11 protein-coding genes are annotated in these 14034 nt (G+C 58.4%); 5 read left to right on the top strand and 6 right to left on the bottom strand.

Annotated features, from left to right (window positions below; translation table 11 throughout):
- Positions 1-261: 261 nt before the first annotated feature.
- Positions 262-867, bottom strand: a complete 606-nt coding sequence (locus A4R35_RS12660; RefSeq protein ID WP_189361736.1) for a helix-turn-helix domain-containing protein — start codon at positions 865-867, stop codon at positions 262-264.
- Positions 868-1101: 234 nt separating this feature from the next.
- Between A4R35_RS12660 and glnA the strand changes: the two genes are divergently transcribed.
- Positions 1102-2493, top strand: a complete 1392-nt coding sequence (glnA, locus tag A4R35_RS12655) for a type I glutamate--ammonia ligase (protein WP_112429895.1) — start codon at positions 1102-1104, stop codon at positions 2491-2493.
- 140 nt (positions 2494-2633) lie between these two features.
- Here glnA and A4R35_RS12650 read toward each other — a convergent pair whose 3' ends face one another.
- The 5 genes from A4R35_RS12650 to A4R35_RS12625 form a co-directional block, all read right to left on the bottom strand.
- Positions 2634-3446: a cyclase family protein gene (locus tag A4R35_RS12650; RefSeq protein ID WP_052887571.1), complete on the bottom strand. Its 813-nt coding sequence runs from the start codon at positions 3444-3446 to the stop codon at positions 2634-2636.
- A gap of 97 nt (positions 3447-3543) precedes the next feature.
- Positions 3544-5220, bottom strand: a complete 1677-nt coding sequence (locus tag A4R35_RS12645) for a spermidine synthase (RefSeq protein WP_112429893.1) — start codon at positions 5218-5220, stop codon at positions 3544-3546.
- Positions 5221-6019: 799 nt separating this feature from the next.
- Complete coding sequence (locus tag A4R35_RS12635) at positions 6020-7504, bottom strand: glycosyltransferase family 39 protein (protein WP_189361734.1); 1485 nt, start codon at positions 7502-7504, stop codon at positions 6020-6022.
- 339 nt (positions 7505-7843) lie between these two features.
- Complete coding sequence (locus tag A4R35_RS12630) at positions 7844-9736, bottom strand: AAA family ATPase (RefSeq protein ID WP_112429890.1); 1893 nt, start codon at positions 9734-9736, stop codon at positions 7844-7846.
- A gap of 145 nt (positions 9737-9881) precedes the next feature.
- Positions 9882-10544 (bottom strand): hypothetical protein, encoded by a 663-nt coding sequence (locus tag A4R35_RS12625; RefSeq protein WP_112429889.1) that lies wholly within the window; start codon positions 10542-10544, stop codon positions 9882-9884.
- 342 nt (positions 10545-10886) lie between these two features.
- Here A4R35_RS12625 and A4R35_RS12620 point away from each other — a divergent pair, with 342 nt between their 5' ends.
- From A4R35_RS12620 to A4R35_RS12605, 4 genes are all read left to right on the top strand, one after another.
- Entirely contained in the window at positions 10887-11540 is a 654-nt protein-coding gene (locus tag A4R35_RS12620; RefSeq protein ID WP_112429888.1) for a glucosaminidase domain-containing protein, read from the top strand.
- Positions 11541-11704: 164 nt separating this feature from the next.
- Positions 11705-12961 carry a hypothetical protein gene (locus A4R35_RS12615; RefSeq protein WP_112429887.1) on the top strand — a complete coding sequence of 419 codons (1257 nt, stop codon included), beginning with the start codon at positions 11705-11707 and terminating at the stop codon, positions 12959-12961.
- 20 nt (positions 12962-12981) lie between these two features.
- Positions 12982-13638, top strand: coding sequence for a 16S rRNA (guanine(966)-N(2))-methyltransferase RsmD (gene rsmD, locus A4R35_RS12610; protein ID WP_223258315.1), 657 nt, complete (start codon positions 12982-12984; stop codon positions 13636-13638).
- Positions 13613-13999 (top strand): VOC family protein, encoded by a 387-nt coding sequence (locus tag A4R35_RS12605; protein ID WP_170293086.1) that lies wholly within the window; start codon positions 13613-13615, stop codon positions 13997-13999. The genes rsmD and A4R35_RS12605 overlap by 26 nt, the downstream gene beginning before the upstream one ends.
- Positions 14000-14034: the final 35 nt, after the last annotated feature.

Genomic DNA, 14034 nt, shown 5'->3' with positions numbered 1-14034 from the left:
GAAGCTGCCCTTGCTACTCCGATCGCTGCCGGTGCCTATTGCTGCCGCGATGAGATAATACATCTTGTAAATAAATTGTATTAATTTATATGCTTTTTCGTAAATATAGAAAGAGCAGAATAGATCACAGGAAGGCTAGTAGTTGGTTATTTGTGGTGCATAAAATGGTGAGAAGATTATCTGTTTGATATAGATCAACTTTGGTGGCTTGCTTTGAAAGAGAGAATGATACAGATAAAGGAGGTGAGAAGAACACGGGAGTCAGGTATGGAGAAGGGCTTCATAGGTATGAATTTGGACCTGGGACCAGTCCAGAAGATCGGCCAGCTCTGCCTGAAAGGCGGCCAGATCGCGCTGGCGCGTGGCCTCGTCAGGCATCTCAGTATCTTTCCAGACCAGGAGGATGCGCAGCATCTGGAAAGTCTGCTCATGTTCATCTTTCAGAACGTAGCGCGCCACCGTACCGGGGAAGAGATGGCGGTCCTCCTGCTGGATAGTTCGCAGCTTTTCGAGCAGGTGGACCTGGCAGCCGGGGCGAACCGCGACAGCGATATCGGTCACCAGCAGGGTACCGCGGCTACGATAGACACGCCAAGAGGGGGAGCGTGTCCGGGCGCGTCCGGAGGGCTGCGGCCTGAATCGCCGCACCTCTTCGACGGGTAGAATAAGCATATGGCCGATACGTCTGGCCGGGAGGCGTCCCGCCATCACGTACTGGTAGACGCGCTTATCGGAGACCCCCAGCATCTCGGCGGCCTCTTTGACGGAAACGTAGCCTGGTAGACCAGGTATGGTGACTCCATCTGACATGCACCTAGTATAGTAATAGCTATACTTGATTGTAAAACTACCTATTGAGATATTCATAGCGTTACTTCCTAAATATCTATACTTTTTGAAAAATATAGAAATATGGTGCTGACGGGGGAGGGCGGGAGTCGGGTTGGGGGTCAGAGGGTGAGGAGATATCAACGGCCTGGAACTTCTGATATAATGGGTACCCACTCTGGAGCATCGAATCGTTCGGTAGACTGATAAGAGATCTATCATGGAAATGTGGGATGCCTGGCTCTGGCTGGCTGGGCATCCAGGAGGCAGCACATGGCGGAGCAGCAGGATCAGGCATTGGTGAGACAGGTGATGGAGACCATTGAAAAGGAGCATGTGCGCTTCGTCAACCTGGAGTTCACCGACGTTGTTGGTATGGCGAAATGTGTCACGATTCCAGTGGAGCAGTTCCCCGATTGTCTGGAGCGCGGCAAATGGTTTGATGGCTCCTCAATAGAGGCCTTCGCGCGCGTTGCTGAGAGTGATATGTATCTCTTCCCCGATCTACGTACTTTTACCGTCCTCCCAGTACATGTACGGCCCCAGGCCCTCAATCGCGAGATTGCTGACCAGCTAGATGCTGGCGACGTCGTGGCCAGGGTAATCTGCAACGTCATGACACCTGATGGGGAGCCATTTGAGGGCGATCCGCGGGCGACGCTCTTGCGTTCACTGGAGCTGGCCGAAGCGATGGGCTATCGCTTTCAGGTAGCGCCCGAGCTGGAGTTTTTCCTCTTACGTTTCGAAGATGGTGGGCCGACTCCGCTGCCCCATGATCGTGGTGGCTACTTTGACCTCTCAACCGATCTGGCTGCTACGGTGAGGCGCCAGATGGTGCAGGCCCTCCAGCAGATGGGTATTGTCATTGAGGCCAGCCACCATGAGGTCGCGGCGGGCCAGCACGAGCTGGATTTCCAGGCTGGTGATGCGCTCTATATTGCTGATAGCCTGATGACCGCCAAGTATGTGCTCAAAGCAATCGCCGCCCAGCACGGCCTCTATGCCACCTTCTTGCCCAAGCCCTTCTACAATGTCAGCGGCTCGGGCTTACATACCCATCAGCAGCTGATCGATGTCCGCACAGGAAAAAACGCCTTCTTTGACGAGCACGGCGAATACGGCCTCTCTGAAGTGGGCTGCCATTTTCTGGCTGGCCAGCTCGCACATGCCCGCGGCATGTGTGCCATCGTGGCTCCACTGGTCAACTCTTACAAGCGGCTTGTACCAGGCTATGAGGCTCCTGTTTATGTCAACTGGGGCCGTGTTAATCGTGAGGCGTTGATCCGTGTTCCCCGCCCTGGCCGGGACCCCCAGCACTCGGCGCGTATCGAGTTGCGCAGCTGTGACCCCAGCTGCAACCCCTATCTGGCCCTGGCAGTCATGCTGCGCGCCGGACTGGATGGCATCCAACACCGCATGCCGCTGCCGCCTGCAATGGATGAAAGCCTCTTCCTGCGCGATGAGGGGGAGCCGATCAGTCGGCTGTCGCGCTTGCCTGCTACCCTGGGCGAAGCTCTCGACGATCTACGTCAAGATGCCCTCATCCGTGATACCCTGGGTGACCTGATCTACGAGGGTTTTCTGGAGGCCAAGTCAATCGAGTGGAACGAGTATCGCAAGCATGTCCATCCTTGGGAGCTTGAGCGCTATTTGCCGATCTTTTAAGATAAAAAAATGAGCGAGGAGCAGGTCAGCAGTTGTGGTGTGAGCGAGGGCGAAGCGGGTGGGCCGTAGGGCCTGGCAGCCAGGCGGCCCGGAGCCGGGCCGCTCCGGGTCGCTCATGCATCATTTCGGCCAGGCTCGCCCTATTTCCCTACGAAGGCCACCAGGCGGCAGAAGGCTGCCTCGCCTCCATTAAACTTCCAGGGGAAGCAGCCAATCCAGACACGCTGGTCCAAGACCTCGTCAATCATGCCACCAGCGTTCTCGACATGAAAAACCCCGTGGGGGAAGAGATCGTAGTGCATGAGCTGCAGATCCTCCTCCGGCCAGATCTCTTCCAGGGGGCGCCCCAGTTTCTCGGCGCACTTGGCCGCCAGGTCCGGGCGGACCTTGCGAATGACGGTATTCATCGGGTGGTCCATTGAGCCGGCATCGATAGCAAACCAGGAAATCTTCCGATCGAGGACCCACTGCACGAACTCTCGCGTTGGGCCGGGATGTTTAATAAAATAGCGCGTCTCGTCCGGCTGGGTCTCGCCGTACCAGTTGCTGGGATAATACTTGTGGTAACCGGTATGTACAACCACAATATCGCCAGGCTCGATGCGCAGGCCCGTCTTGCGCTCCCACTCCTCGAAGTGGGCCGAGGTGTAAATATCGTAGTCACCGATCCCCATCGCCTCCAGATCGACCACGACGCCGGGGCCGACCAGCTTCTCCAGCGGGATGCTGCCGATATCCTGACCGTTGGTAATAAAATGTAGCGGTGCATCGAGATGGGTTCCGACGTGCAGAGTCGACGAAATATGTTGACCCCCGACTTTATCAAAAGCCACGCGCTTGATCCACTTGACCGTTGGTCCCTCATAGGTCGCAAAGCCCGGCGTATGGATGTCCCAGTTCTGAGAAAGGTCAAGCACGCGCACATTACTCAGATCGATTGGACTAAATGGCATCCGCTTTCCTCCAGCATGACAGATTTAAAGCTGTAGTATGCTCTATCAGCAACAGCGGCACCGAACCAGACCTTGCGCGGTGGGCGCTGGTGAGCAGTCACTCGTCGCCGCTGCGGATAGCATCAAGGATCATCTGATCGATGAGCTGCTCGATCGGTGAGCGATCATCGGTAAAGAAGACATGGCGACTCTTTTCCTCGCGTATATTGCCAAAGGCGAGGCTCTCCTGAGCGACGCTGACCAACAGCGGATTCGTCAGCATGGCCGTATTGCGGGCAAAATCGCTGAGAGAGGTCGCTGCGTTCGTGCCGACGATGATGCTATTGGTGAAGCGCGCTGTGTCTATAATATAGACATTCGGAAAGACCGCGTGCATCGTCTGGGCGAGCGTCTCCACGAGGCGGAAGTCATGGGTCGTACGCCCGGCGTTGATCACGGCCACGCCAGTCGGCGTCAGATGGGCGCGCACCTCGCTGAAGAACTCCTCGGTCGCGAGCTGGAAGGGGACGTATGGCTGCTGGTAGGCGTCGATTCCAATAATGTCATACTTCTGCGTTGTTGTGCGCAGAAAGTAGCGTCCATCCTGAATGATCACATGCAGATTCGGCTCGTTCATAGCGAAGTAGCGGCGGCCCAGTTCGACAATCGTCGGATCGATCTCGACGCCATCAATGGGAATGGGACCGTAAGCCGCCGTGATTTCGCGGGGGATGGTTCCAGCGCCCAGGCCGATGATGGCGACACGGTGAACCATCGCCGGGGTGAACGGTGGCCTGTTAAAATAGGGTGCGATCATAAAGTAGTCCCAGGGGCCGCCGGTAAGGATCGAGGTAGGGTCGTAGACCGAGTGTACAGCCTCACCCTCGTTGAGAATAAGCTGCATCTCGCTACCGACGCGCACCACCTGAATATAGTTATAATCAGATTCACGCTCGGCAATGAGGACTCCGCCGCCGTCGGTACCCGAGGCCGGCTTAATCGGGCCACCCAGCGCCAGAAACTCCAGGCCCAAAGGGATGAACAGCAGCAGGGAGAGCAGGCTCTTCTTATCGAAATGTCTGGCCTGTTTCCCTTCCCGCGGGTGCCAGCCGCTGCTGCCTGGTCCGGCGCTGCTGATCACCAGGCCGAGGATTGAGACCAACAGCAGCGTAATGGCTATCACCAGGAACGTGAAGCGTGTACCATAGTTGGGAATCAGCCAGAGTACGGGTAGAAAGGTGCCTACAATGCTGCCGGCGGTCGAAATGGCGTAGAGCTGGCCTGCCAGTCTGCCGGAGCGGCCTACTTGTTGCAAGAGCAAGCGGATAGCAAAAGGTGAGACGCAGCCGAGCAGAATGACAGGGATGGCGAAGAGCAGGATCACTGCGGCGAGAGAGCCGATGAAGACGCTGGCCGAGTAGGTGGCGAAGGCCTTGAGCGACCAGAGCAGGATGGGACGCGAGATATAGGGGATCAGGCCGATGGTGAAGGCAGCGACAGTAGTGATCAGATAGAAGACAACAGGCCGGGGAAAACGATCGGCCAGGCGTCCGCCCAGATAGTAGCCCGAGGTCAAATAGAGCAGGATGAGGCCGATCAGGGCCGCCCAGACAAACTGCGAGGAGCCAAAATAAGGGGCAAGCAGACGGGAAGCGGCCATCTCGACCCCCAGCGAAGCAGCTCCAGCCACAAAGACAACTAACACCAGCAACCACTTTTGCAGAGGATGCGCTGCCGCTGGTGCAATGCTCTCTTCCTGGTGTGGCTTTTGCTCATCTGAGGTGACCGTTGTCATGACAGCAACTCTCTCTTTCGACAATTTGGCGATCTGACACAAAGCCTTTCTTCTCGATCGGCGTGCTGAGAGCGAGGGCCGAGGGCCGGCGCTGCCGGTGCCGGGTCGGCGCGGTGAGTCGGCCTGTGAGGATAGTATAGCAGTGAAAATCAGGCAGGCAGATAGACAGACAACAGTCATATTCAGCTGCAAGCACGGATGCGCTCGTAGACCCCAGCCCGGCCTCTGGCTTGACTGGGGCACGGCTGGAGTTGGGCTTGAGCCGCTGGCGCTCCGTGCTGTGCTCGACTGTCATTTCTGCTCCGCTGCGACCCTCGCCAGTAGGGGGCCGCTGGTTGATGTGCATAGCTGGCTGGCGCCTTGCTCTCCTTCGCTGCTACCTATGATATCATGCTGGCTCAGACTTTGCCCACCAGCCCGCTGCTCACTGCACTGGCAAAACAGTAACAGGCTGCAGCGCACACGCTACAGCCTGTCTGAAGTGCTCATCCTCCATCTCTGCCAGTGGCTCGCTGCTCCAGCCCGGCTGCACTGCCATAGGTGCGGGAAGGGCCAGAGTCGCCGGAAAGACATGGGAGCGATACTAACGCTGCTCTGCTTGCCGGCGTGCCTGTAAGAACGAGAGGACGAGCGACCCAATCAAGACGCCTAACAGAATCATTTCCATTGTACTGAAAGTACGGCGTCCCCTCATGAGGTGACTCCTTTCTACTGGTCTCTGCTCGCCTGCACTCACTCACTAAGGATAGCACTCCTTACTATCTTTTGCTTGCCTGGACCTGGCCTTGCCGGGCCTTTTTCAGCGCACCCATAGCTCTTGGGGATGGCCCGTGCCATCCTTCCCATAAGTACGTACCAGGTGAAAATGCTGTGCCACCCAACTATGATAACCTTCTACCTCTGGTAGATGAAAGCGGGAGCTGAAGAAAAGCACGGCTCGCACCTGGGGCTCCTGACTGGCGGTGATCAGGTCCTGGAGAGTCAGATAGCCGGTATGAATGCGGACCGAGGAGGTGTCAACAAGCCAGGGCGGAGTATCTCGTCCAGCAAGCGCCACCGCCAGTGGTTCATCGCTGATCACCATATCTCCCGGCTTCGTGAAGTGCTCCAGGTCGGTGGCCACGCGCTGAAGCGGCCCCACTGGCGTCACAGGGTGGGGCGGCTGACGAAAATAGAGAATATCCTGGCCGAATGCATAGGTACAGCTGATCGCCAGAACGATCACCATGATCGAGCTAGCAAGCGCAGGGTATCGCTGACTCTCTCTGCTGCCTGCCTGGAGCCAGCGGCGGAGCGCGGCGAGATCGGGGGAACCCAGAGCGCTCAGACCCACGAAGGGCGGCACCAGTGCGATCAGGTGGTGGGCAAACAGGGGTCGTTGCTCTAGCAGCACTGCTAGCGTTCCCCCCAGCCAGAGCAGAAGCGGCACAACACGCCAATCACGGCGTAAACCAGCTATGATTGTTCCTGCCAACCCTGCCAGTGTCAGAGGAGTCAGCAGACCCTGTGCTAACAGCGGTAGTGTAAGTGTACGGAGGGTATAGCGGAAGCTTTCACTCGATTGAGTATGAAAAGAGACAATGCTCTGGAACATCACAGGGAAGGAAGCGAGGAATGGCAAGAAGAGCAGGAGCGTGACCAGCAGGAAAGCCAGGATACCGGCCACTGGCGCCCAGAGGACGAGGCGCTGGTGCTGAGCCGGGGAAGCCTCTCCTTGCGGGGAGCGTCTCAATTGCCAGTAGCGAGCCAGTACCAGGCTAGCGACGGGGAGGAGAGCAGGCGCCACCAGGAATTTGGTGAAGATGCTGAGCGCCAGGGCTGCCCCGCTCAGAATCGCCAGCAGCAGCCCGCGCCAACCAGCAGGCTTTTGCCACCAGTGAAAAGCCAGGCCGACGGCTAGCAGTGAGAGCGCGACTGATGGGCCATCTGCCTGGAGAACACGCGATTCGTTAAGAAACGAGACGCTGGTCAAAGTTAAAAGCAATGCTATAAAAGCGCCCGTATAACCCTGGAGCGCCTTGCCGAGTAGCCAGGCTCCGATCAGGCCACAGAGCGAAAGCAAAGCGATAGCCAGGCGTCCCGCCCACAGCGTTTGACCGGCAAGGGCATAGATGGGAAAGACCGATTCCAAAAAGAACGGCGGCTGTGAATAGAAGGTCTGGCTATAGAGAGCAAAGCCGTGGCTCATAGCGCGCAACGACTGCAAGTAGACCCCTTCATCGAAGTCGCGCTCTAGGGGCTGTCCCAGCTGATAGAGACGCATACCCAGGCCGATGGCGAGCAAGAGGCAAAGTCCTGCTATGCTCAGCCAGCGGCTGCGCGCCCTCTGGGGTCCAGAAGTCGTGGATACGGGGGCCAGCCTATCCACGATGACCTCGTTGGTCATAGTCTTATAACCCTCAAGCAGTTCTGGACTGTCTCATCGAGAGAGACGCATTTCACCATACGTTACAATAGCACAAAGGTCACGGTTTTGAGAGAAATGGTCTGGTCTGCTTCGAGGGTATGCAAGAAGGACATACTGCTGAGGTAACGACCTGAGCACCAGCTAGCGGTTGGAGAGGAAGAAAAGCACAGCAATGGCAGACTTTCCTTCCTCTCCGCTGCTTGCGTCAGGGCAGGCTCATGATTGCGTGACCTCGGGAGGTGAGGTTTCAGTCGCAGCGTGACCGTTGCTGGCTGGCAACATGGCGAGCGTGGCTACATGGCCATTGCCATCCGTCTGCTCCTGGCTCAGGCCAAGTACCGGCGCCAGCTCGGGCAGCAGCTGGACGGTTACGCGATGGGCGTCGGCCTGATTGATCAGCTCTTCGACCTCCTCGGGGGTCAGCTCGTCGCGCTCAATCAGCGACTCTGCCACAGCGATCACAGCCTCGCGATGCTCTTGCAGCAGGCGCTTCACAGCCTTCAGCTGGGATTGAAGCACGGCTTCAACGCGCTCCTTGAGTTCAGGCAGCGGTGCTATCGCGGAGGGAGCGCCTGGCTCTGAAGACTGATGGACAAAGGCGCCGTAGGAGGCCAGTGTGCCGTCCATGCCATAGAGGCCGATATAGGAGGCGGCCAGCTCGGTGGCATGCTGCAGATCGCCGACGACCCCACTCAGCTGAGTATTGAGAAACAACTCCTCAGCGGCGCGAGAAGCGAGATCCATCTGGATGTGAGCGAGCACCTCCTCCTTACTCATGGTGACGATCGTCTCCTTGGGCCGGGGAAGGGCAAAGGCTGCCGCCCCTTCCAGGCCGCTGCGCTGGTGGATCGTCACGAAAGGAGGCAGATAGCGTTCTAGCAGGTAGTAGGAGGCTACAGCGTGCCCCGCCTCGTGGTAGGCAAGGCGCCGTCGCTCCAGGAGCGAGAGGTTGCTCTCTCGGCGATAGCCCAGCTCGTGGATATCCTGGGCCTCGATAATATCCTGATAGTGCACCTCATCACGCCCAGAGAAGTAGGCGATGATTACGGCCTCGTTGATGACATGCTTGATCTCCACAGGCGTGTAGCCCGCCATGCGGTAGACCAGGGCACTGATCGAGATGGTGGGATCATGCTTGACCTTCTGCAGATAGTACTCGATGACCTCACCGCGGTACTTATCCGTGGGTGGTGCCACATGGATGCGCCGATCGAAGCGTCCTGGACGCAGCAGCGCTGGATCAAGCGCCTCGGGCAGATTGGTGGCTCCGATGGTCAGGACCGGCTCGCGCTGAGCCCGCCCGTGATAGAGGCCGAGGACGCGCAGCATCTTCTTAAACCAGCCGGTTTCAACCGGTGGCGGGTCCAGCTCCATCAGCAACTGGTTAAGAGAGCCACCGGTGCCCATAAAGCCAAAGAGGCCGCCTCCCATGCCTGGAACTGGCATGCGGCCCTGACTCGTACGCGAAGCTCCTAGGGCGTCGATCTCGTCCAGGAAGAGGATACAGGCCCCATACTCGCGCGCCAGCTTACGCGCCCGTCGGTAGAGACGCATGATGATCAGGACATCGATGCCCCAGAACATATTGCGAAAGCTCGCGGCGCTGGCGTAGCCAAAGGGAACCTGGGCCTCGCTGCTGATACACTGGGCCAGATAGCTTTTGCCGGTGCCGGGTGGGCCGGAGAGCAGCAGCCCGCGGATCGGTTGCCCGCCCATCTCGCGAAACTCTTTGATTCCCTGGAGAATGGCCACAATGCGCCTGGCCTGCTCCAGTACCTCGGGGTTGCCCTTATAGTCCTGAAAGCTAACGCCCGTCTCGCCAGGCATCAGCCAGTAGAGGCGGGGGCGCCCCAGAAACCAGAAGAGGGCAATGAACTGGATCAGAATATAGAAGATGGCAAAGGCAATCTGCAGCAGGTAGGCGAAGAGTGCTCCTGGGGAAGGGGCGCTCAACTGGGGAAAGATAGCATTGAAAAAGTACCAGAGGACAAGTGCTCCGAGCAGGAGCCAGAACCAGTTGTGACGCACAAAGCGCCCAAACTGATCGAGACCCCGGTCGATTGACTTATCCAGCTCGGTCTGCTTCTCAAGTTGTTGCTCTGTCGCCATGACAGTCCCCTTTTCTTTCACTAACTGGGGTCGGCGAGCGACCGCTGGCTGTAGCCGACACAATCAACTCTGACCGTCTCGCCTGGACTCAGGGAGTTGCAGATGCGAGGCGCAGCCTTGTCATAGACGAATTGAACTGACCTGACTAGCTCAAGACGTTCCGGAAACTCACAAGGTCGATAGAGAGCAGCAGCCCGCCGTTCTGGGCTACAGTGGTAAAGTGCCAGAGCATGTAGCCACTGGTGCCTCCGCCTGGTCCGCGGGCCCCGAGGCTCACGCTCACCAGACTGTCAATGGTCGAGTCTGACTGCTGGTAGACTCCCACGACGTGGATGTCGCGCCAGATCAGGTTTGTTTGCTTCTCACTGTACTGGCTGACCAGCTCGGCTGGATCAGGGGGTTGAGCCATGATCAGCGTCGATTGCAGCATGCGCATTGTGGCCACGTCGCCATCGCGCAGCGCATAGAGCCAATCTTTGACTTTATCGCCGCCGCCGTTGCCGCCATTGATATGGAAATTGAACTGATCCTGGGCAATTCCCAGCGGCCACTCCCCCGTCAGAACGTAATTGGTCAGGGTAGCGGCGGCCAGAAAGATCACCACAACTCCCAGGCTGAGCAGCTTATGGCTGCGAATCTGGCTGATCAGGTAGTAGATGGCTTTAATCGGTGGCCGCAAGAAAGCTTTGATCTTACGCGCCAGTGGCCTCTGTCCCAGACGCGGGCGCAGAGGTGTGGCTCTAGGCTGCTTTGACTCGCTCTGCTTCGTTTCTGGTAAGCGCGGGTATGTGGGTGAAGGGTGAAGCATAGGACGTGCTCCTGCAGATAAAGTCGGGGCGGATGAAAGGCCCGCTTCAGTAATCCGCTCGCCGTGACGTTCCCCTGGCCTGCTGTCGCTGCCGTAACCTGTTCCCCGGCTCCTGACGACCCGTTCGATATGGCTCCCTTCCCCTGTACGGAAGGGCGCCTTATTTTTACTGTATTGTACGGTCTGCTAGTCTGCCTGACAAGTGATTCCTGAGTGCAATTCGCCCACTGCTTTCAAAGTGACGGCCACCTGACAAGCGACTGGCGTTTCTCCCCTGCCTCGTGCGATAATAGCCCCCGGCAACAAGCTGACCGCAGTCTTTGGCTGCAGGATAGATGAGGCATGATGCGCAACGAGAGCTATCGCAGAAGGAGCAGGAGGAGTGGCAAGGGCAGGAAGAAAGGGAGCCGTCGCCGCTATCGGAGCTATGGCGGACGAAAATCACAGCTGCCGGGACATTGGCTCGTATTGGCGCTGGCCGCGCTGGCCGTAGCAGCTCTGCTTTGGCTCTTCTTTGACCCCGTGGCTCTGGAGGAGGAGGGTCGCTATGCAGTTGTGGGCCAGCCCTCAGTGTCAGCGGACTTCATTGATCAGGTGCTGACGGCTTATCACTCGCCGGCAGCGGGCAAGGGGCAGGCCCTCTATGCCGATGGGATCACTTACCGTATCGATCCTGTCTATGCCCTGGCCTTCTTCCTGGAGGAGAGCCGCTTTGGTACCGCCGGGGTAGCGCGCTTCACCCATTCGCTGGGCAATATTCGCGCCTTGCCGGGCCAGGCGAGCTATGCTGGCTATCGTCGCTATGCCAGCTGGGAAGAGGGCTTTAGCGACTGGTATCGGCTGATTGCCAATGAATACGTTGCTCGGGGGCTGGTTACCGTGGATCAGATTGTGCCCGTCTATGCTCCTGCTGCTGACGGGAACGATGTCACCGCCTATGTTCGCACGATAAAACTGGCCGTTGATACCTGGCGCACCGGCAGGCTTCTCGTTTAGCGAACCGCGGTTGAGCACTGCTGGCTACCGGGCAGAACCTTCTCATTTTGGTATAATGGGAGAACAAGAAGTACCACGCTACCCGCTACCGCGCCGTGGGCTGGCCTCCTTCCTGTGGCTGCTGGTGGCGGCGACGGCTGCGTGCCGGAGAGGCAGGTGTTGTTATGGATGAGGCTGTAGAGAAGGAGAGAACCTCCACCAATGGGGCCTATATCTGGTTCCACTATAAAACCCAGTTTGCGGCTCAGGGGCGTCTCCATGTCATCCAGATGGAGGTGCCGGTTCCTGTGAACGCCAGCGCCGAGGAGCGCGAGCGTCTCCTCCAGGAAGCGCTGGCCGGCCTTGATCAGTTCAGCGCTCGCCTTGAGCAGCGCCTCAATCAGACATCTACGCCGCGTAAGGCACCTGGTGAAGAGGGAGGACGCAACGGGCCGTCACGTCCCACAGGCCCGCGTGAGCCGCCGGCAGAGATGCGCCCCTCAACCTCAGCGCGACCGGCCTCAGCTCCTGTCGCTCCAGTCGAAAACCGGATGCCGCCCTCTGCCTCGCAGCTCCGGCGCCGGATGGCGCCCGCCTTGCCCTCAACTCCAGGCGTCTTCGGCAACCTCAATAGCGACCTCACCCTTCCGCAGTTCTTGCAAATTCTGCGTGATAACTTCAATATCGATTCAAAACATGCTATGAGGCTATTGGGGGTCAGGAGCCTCAGTAATATCAACCTGCGTGAGGCTCTAGATCAGCTGCGTTACCTGCTCGCCCAGCACAGTTCGGCGGCGGGCCGCACGGCGAGTGCCAGCACCTCCGCCCCGAGCAGTTCGGTCTCCGCCTCGGTTTCGCTCTCGGAGCAGGCCTATCCCGCGGTTTTCTCGCAGCGCGAATTGAGTCAGGGGCGAGTTCGCGAGGAGCTGATAGTCGAGGAAGAGAGTGAAGAAGAAGAGCAGGCATCAGCAGAGGCAAGCCATTCTTCTCTCCCATCGCAGGAGCAGCAATTTGAAGACGAAGATAGTCAGCGAGAAGAGCAAGAATATGTTTTTGATGAGGAAGGAGATGAACCTGGCCAGTGGGACCAGGAGCAGGGAGGCGGATATGAGCGTGAGGATGGTGACGAGGGAGAGGAGTTGAACCTGGAGGACACTGGTAGGAGGCAGCTTTCGCTCCAGGAGCGTATTCATGCGCGTACGCTCTTAAACAAGATGCGCGAGGCTCGTGGCGGCACACCAGCCAGCCAGGCGCGCCTGACTGTCCTCTGGAACGTCATTGGTGAACAGATCAGCGAGGATGAGCTGCGCGAGCTGATAGGCCGTATCTGGGGAGTCACGGCTCTCAAGCAGCTCAGCATTGACCAGGTGGAGGCGCTGATTTCCTGGGCGAAGCAAGACAACTTTGACCGTGACGTTGCTGCCATCCTGGCTCTCCATTGAGTGACCTTGACAGGAGAGAGATGACCATGCGCGTTGTTGCCGGGGAAGCCAAAGGGCGGCGTCTCAAATCTCCTCGTACGCCTGGCACCCGCCCCATTATCGACCGCGTGAAGACGGCGCTCTTCGATATTCTGGCTACGCGCGTCGAAGGCGCCCGCTTTCTGGATCTGTTTGCCGGTACCGGCGGCGTGGGTATTGAGGCGCTCAGCCGCGGCGCGGCTTTTGCTACCTTTATCGAGATTGATCCGCGTGTCCTCAGAGTGCTGCGCGAGAATCTCCAGCTGACTGGGATGCACGAGCGAGCTGAAACGCTGCGCGCCGATGCCTTCAAGTGGGTACTGGCTCAGCAGGAGGCCGGGCCGGCCAGCGGCAGTGCAGGGGTGGGAGTGCACCCGTCGCGGCAAGCAGCGTATGATATCATCTATGTAGCCCCGCCGCAGTATCATCACCTGGCCGCTCGTGCTCTGGCCCTTCTCGATCGCTCACCGCTGCTGAGCGAGGAGGGCCTCGTCATTGTCCAGATCCATCCGCGCGAGCGAGATGAGCTGCTAGCGGTGCCGCTAACACGCCTGATCCTCGAAGACGAGCGGCGCTACGGAAGTACGCTCTTGCTGTTCTATGGCGCCAAAGCTGAGAAGGAGTATGCTGACTATGACAATCAAGCTGGAGAAGCCTGATTATATTGTAGTTTATGTAAGCGATATGGAGCGCTCGACGGCCTTCTATCGCGATATCCTGGGCTTGCCTCTACGCTTCAGCTCGCCAGGCTGGACCGAATTTGAGACTGGCTCAGTGCGTCTGGCCCTTCATCGCGCCGGTGGCCAGGGGCAGGCTCAGTTCTATCCAGGTCGACCGCCGGCGGGCGTTGCTCACCTGGCCTTCGTGGTCCCCGATATCCAGGCCGCCTACGAAGAACTGAAGGCGCGAGGTGCAACCTTCTCTCAACCGCCGGAGAAGCAGGTCACTGGCAATTTGATCGCCGTCCTGCATGATCCCGATGGTCTGGGCATTACCCTGCAGCAGCGCCTGACAGGCTAACAAGAAGACGGGGAGAGCAAGACGGCGAGGGAAAG

Source organism: Thermogemmatispora tikiterensis, assembly GCF_003268475.1.
Classification (GTDB): domain Bacteria; phylum Chloroflexota; class Ktedonobacteria; order Ktedonobacterales; family Ktedonobacteraceae; genus Thermogemmatispora; species Thermogemmatispora tikiterensis.
This window is presented reverse-complemented; position numbering and strand designations above follow the sequence as displayed.